Here is a 4,765-nt window from a genome sequence, read left to right on the forward strand (position 1 = left end):
CACCCGAAGGTGTGGGGCCTCTTCTGTGCTGCTCACGGGCCGCTCGCGGGGAGCGGCCGGGAAGCTGCCGGGTCAGACCGCCAGAACTACTTGACGATCTTGGTGACCTGGCCGGCGCCCACGGTCCGGCCACCCTCGCGGATGGCGAACTTCAGGCCCTCTTCCATGGCGACGGGCTGGATGAGGTTCACCGTCATGACGGTGTTGTCACCCGGCATGACCATCTCGGTGCCCTCGGGGAGGGTCACCACGCCGGTCACGTCCGTGGTACGGAAGTAGAACTGCGGGCGGTAGTTGTTGAAGAACGGAGTGTGACGGCCACCCTCGTCCTTCGACAGGATGTACGCCTGGGCCTCGAACTCGGTGTGCGGCGTGACCGAACCGGGCTTGATGATGACCTGGCCGCGCTCGACGTCCTCGCGCTTGATGCCACGGAGGAGCAGACCGACGTTCTCACCGGCCTGGCCCTCGTCGAGCAGCTTGCGGAACATCTCGATGCCGGTGACCGTGGTGGTGGTCTTCTCGGTCTTGATACCGACGATGTCGACGGTCTCGTTGACCTTGAGGATACCGCGCTCGATACGGCCGGTGACGACGGTGCCACGACCGGTGATCGTGAAGACGTCCTCGATCGGCATCAGGAACGGCTTGTCGACATCGCGCTCGGGCTGCGGGATCGACTCGTCGACCGCGGCCATGAGCTTGAGGACCGAGTCGCCCCACTCCTTGTCGCCCTCAAGAGCCTTGAGCGCCGAGACGCGCACGACCGGAAGGTCGTCGCCCGGGAACTCGTACTCGGAGAGCAGCTCACGGACCTCAAGCTCGACGAGCTCCATGATCTCTTCGTCGTCCACCATGTCGGCCTTGTTCAGGGCGACGACGATGTACGGAACACCGACCTGGCGGGCCAGGAGCACGTGCTCCTTGGTCTGCGGCATCGGGCCGTCGGTGGCGGCGACCACGAGGATCGCGCCGTCCATCTGCGCGGCACCCGTGATCATGTTCTTGATGTAGTCCGCGTGACCCGGGCAGTCGACGTGCGCGTAGTGACGGGACTCCGTCTGGTACTCGACGTGCGCGATCGAGATGGTGATACCGCGCTGGCGCTCCTCAGGGGCCTTGTCGATCTGGTCAAAGGCCGAAGCCTCGTTGATGTCCGGGAACGCGTCGTGCAGCACCTTGGTAATGGCGGCCGTGAGGGTCGTCTTACCGTGGTCGATGTGACCGATGGTGCCGATGTTGACGTGCGGCTTAGTCCGCTCGAACTTCGCCTTCGCCACTGGGGTCCTCCTGTGGAGTGGTTCTGTACGCCTTACTCATCGGCGCCAGGTGATCTTTGCTGGGATGCCGGGGCCCGGGGCATTCCCTTCCGAAAAGGACGGAAATGCCCCAGCAGGCTCCGGTGATAAGCCTAAAGCGTGAACTCGGGTGAGTTACTCGCCCTTGGCCTTCGCGATGATCTCCTCGGCGACGTTCCGGGGAACCTCGGCGTAGGAGTCGAACTGCATCGAGTAGCTTGCGCGACCCGAGGTCTTGCTGCGGAGGTCTCCGACGTAGCCGAACATCTCCGAGAGCGGCACCAGGCCCTTGACGACCCGGGCACCGGCCCGCTCCTCCATGGCCTGGATCTGGCCACGGCGGGAGTTGATGTCACCGATGACATCGCCCATGTAGTCCTCGGGCGTGGTGACCTCGACGGCCATCATCGGCTCAAGGAGCACGGGGCTCGCCTTGCGCGCGGCCTCCTTGAACGCCTGCGAACCGGCGATCTTGAAGGCCAGCTCGGAGGAGTCGACCTCGTGGAAGCCACCGTCGAGGAGCGTCACCCGGACGCCCGTCATCTCGTAGCCGGCCAGGATGCCGAACTGCATGGCCTCCTGCGCGCCCGCGTCCACCGAGGGGATGTACTCCTTGGGGATGCGGCCACCGGTGACCTTGTTGACGAACTCGTAGGAGGCGTCGCCGCCCTCCATCGGCTCGATCGCGATCTGCACCTTGGCGAACTGACCGGTACCACCGGTCTGCTTCTTGTGGGTGTAGTCCACGCGCTCGACGACCTTGCGGATCGTCTCGCGGTAGGCGACCTGCGGCTTGCCGACGTTGGCCTCGACCTTGAACTCACGGCGCATCCGGTCGACCAGCACCTCAAGGTGCAGCTCGCCCATACCGCCGATGATGGTCTGGCCGGTCTCCTCGTTGGTGTGCACCTGGAAGGAGGGGTCCTCCTCCGCGAGACGCTGGATGGCGACACCCAGCTTCTCCTGGTCACCCTTGGACTTGGGCTCGATCGCGACCTGGATGACCGGCGCCGGGAAGTCCATGGACTCCAGGATCACCGGGTTCTTCTCGTCGCTCAGCGTCTCACCGGTGGTGGTCTGCTTCAGGCCCATGACCGCGACGATGTCGCCGGCGCCCACCGAGTCGATCTCCTCACGCTTGTTCGCGTGCATACGGTAGATCTTGCCGATGCGCTCCTTGCGGCCCTTCACGGAGTTCAGCACCGCGGTGCCGGAGTTCAGGCGCCCGGAGTAGATCCGGATGAAGGTGAGCTTGCCCAGGTGCGGGTCGCTCGCGATCTTGAACGCCAGAGCCGACAGCGGCTCGTCGTCGGACGGACGACGGGTGACGACCTTCTCCGGGTCCTTGACGTCATGGCCCTCGATGGCCTCGACGTCCAGGGGGGAGGGCAGGTAGCGCACGACGGCGTCGAGCAGGGGCTGTACACCCTTGTTCTTGAACGCGGTACCGCAGAACACGGGGGTGACCGTCACGTCCGAGGACTTGCCGGAGGCGATGGTGATACGACGGATCGCGGCGTACAGCTGCTCCTCGGTGGGCTCCTGGCCCTCCAGGTACAGCTCCATGATCTCTTCGTCGTTCTCCGCGACCGTCTCCAGCAGCTTGCCGCGCCACTCGTCGGCGGCCTCGGTGTGCGTGGCCGGGATGTCGACGACGTCGTACATCTCGCCCTTGGTCGCCTCGGCGGACCAGACGAACGCCTTCATGGTGACGAGGTCGACGACGCCCTTGAAGTCGGCCTCGGCGCCGATCGGCAGCTGCATCACGATCGGCGTCGCGCCCAGGCGGCTGCTGATCATGTCGACACAGCGGTGGAACTCGGCACCGGTGCGGTCGAGCTTGTTGACGAAGCAGATACGCGGCACGCCGTAGCGGTCCGCCTGACGCCAGACGGTCTCGGACTGCGGCTCGACACCGGCGACACCGTCGAACACGGTCACGGCGCCGTCGAGGACGCGGAGCGAACGCTCCACCTCGACGGTGAAGTCGACGTGGCCCGGGGTGTCGATGATGTTGATCGTGTGATCGACGTCGTCCAGCGGCCAGTGGCAGGTCGTCGCGGCGGACGTGATGGTGATCCCGCGCTCCTGCTCCTGCTCCATCCAGTCCATCGTGGCGGCGCCGTCGTGGACCTCACCGATCTTGTAGCTCACACCGGTGTAGAACAGGATGCGCTCGGTGGTCGTCGTCTTGCCCGCGTCGATGTGGGCCATGATCCCGATATTGCGGACCTTGGCCAGGTCAAGCGAAGTGGTGGCCATATGGCTCAGTCTTCTCTCGGTCTCGATGTGGGTAGCGACTACCAGCGGTAGTGCGCGAAGGCCTTGTTGGACTCGGCCATCTTGTGCGTGTCCTCACGCTTCTTGACCGAAGCGCCGAGGCCGTTCGAGGCGTCGAGCAGTTCGTTCGTGAGGCGCTCGGTCATGGTCTTCTCGCGGCGGGCGCGGGAGTAGCCGACGACCCAGCGCAGCGCGAGGGTGGAGGCACGGCCGGGCTTGACCTCGATCGGCACCTGGTAGGTGGCACCGCCGACCCGGCGGGACTTGACCTCAAGGGACGGCTTGACGTTCTCCAGCGCGCGCTTCAGCGTGATGACCGGGTCTGCGCCGGTCTTCTCGCGGAGGCCCTCCATGGCGCCGTAGACGATGCGCTCGGCGGTGGAGCGCTTGCCGTTCAGAAGGATCTTGTTGATGAGCGACGTCACCAGAGGAGAACCGTAAACCGGGTCGATGATGACCGGGCGCTTCGGGGCGGGGCCCTTACGAGGCATCTTTACTTCTCCTTCTTGGCGCCGTAGCGGCTGCGGGCCTGCTTGCGGTTCTTGACACCCTGGGTGTCGAGCGAACCGCGGATGATCTTGTAACGAACACCCGGCAGGTCCTTCACACGGCCACCGCGCACGAGCACAATGGAGTGCTCCTGCAGGTTGTGTCCCTCACCCGGAATGTAGGCCGTGACCTCGATCCCGGAGGTCAGACGCACACGCGCGACCTTACGCAGGGCCGAGTTCGGCTTCTTCGGGGTGGTCGTGAAGACACGCGTGCAGACGCCACGGCGCTGAGGGGAACCCTCAAGTGCGGGCGTCTTGTTCTTCTCGACCTTGTCCTGCCGGCCCTTCCGGACCAGCTGCTGGATCGTAGGCACTACTTCTCCGGTTTCTGTGTGCCGTTCAGTGAAACTAACCTGGAACATCGCCGACCCACGCGGTCGGGTGTGTCGAAGCTGCGAGGCCCCCACTGTGAAAGCGGAGAGGGCGCAGATTGCGGTGGCCGTGGTCCGGACTCGCCATGCGGTTGAGGACACGCACACGAGCCCAGGCACACCCCAGGCACAAGGTCAGAGCGTACCTACCGCATGGGCTGCGGTCAAAACAAATGCACACGCGCGGAAACCACCGGGCCAGGACACGGGTCGTGGGGGGGGGGGCGCCGGCGGGGGGGCCGCCCCCCCACCCCCACACCCGCCC

The 4,765-nt window shown here is 65.4% G+C and carries 4 protein-coding genes; all 4 read right to left on the bottom strand.

Going from position 1 to position 4,765, the window contains the following annotated elements:
* Positions 1–86: 86 nt before the first annotated feature.
* The 4 genes from tuf to rpsL all read right to left on the bottom strand — a co-directional run bounded on the left by tuf (position 87) and on the right by rpsL (position 4,443).
* Positions 87–1,280, bottom strand: coding sequence for an elongation factor Tu (gene tuf / locus ACWF94_RS33605; protein ID WP_453497330.1), 1,194 nt, complete (start codon positions 1,278–1,280; stop codon positions 87–89).
* Between the two features lie 153 nt (positions 1,281–1,433).
* The gene (fusA, locus tag ACWF94_RS33610; protein WP_453497333.1) at positions 1,434–3,560 is read right to left on the bottom strand and encodes an elongation factor G; all 2,127 of its coding nucleotides are present in this window, start codon (positions 3,558–3,560) and stop codon (positions 1,434–1,436) included.
* A 38-nt stretch (positions 3,561–3,598) separates the two neighbouring features.
* Positions 3,599–4,069 carry a 30S ribosomal protein S7 gene (gene rpsG / locus ACWF94_RS33615; protein WP_453497336.1) on the bottom strand — a complete coding sequence of 157 codons (471 nt, stop codon included), beginning with the start codon at positions 4,067–4,069 and terminating at the stop codon, positions 3,599–3,601.
* Between the two features lie 2 nt (positions 4,070–4,071).
* On the bottom strand, positions 4,072–4,443 hold the full coding sequence (rpsL, locus tag ACWF94_RS33620) for a 30S ribosomal protein S12 (protein ID WP_003948652.1): 372 nt from the start codon (positions 4,441–4,443) through the stop codon (positions 4,072–4,074).
* Positions 4,444–4,765 lie beyond the last annotated feature (322 nt).

The organism is Streptomyces sp. NPDC055078, assembly GCF_053607985.1.

Bases quoted from the DNA above. Each gene is read 5' to 3' on its own strand.
- fusA (WP_453497333.1), bottom strand. From the start codon at position 3,560: ATGGCCACCACTTCGCTTGACCTGGCCAAGGTCCGCAATATCGGGATC.
- rpsG (WP_453497336.1), bottom strand. From the start codon at position 4,069: ATGCCTCGTAAGGGCCCCGCCCCGAAGCGCCCGGTCATCATCGACCCG.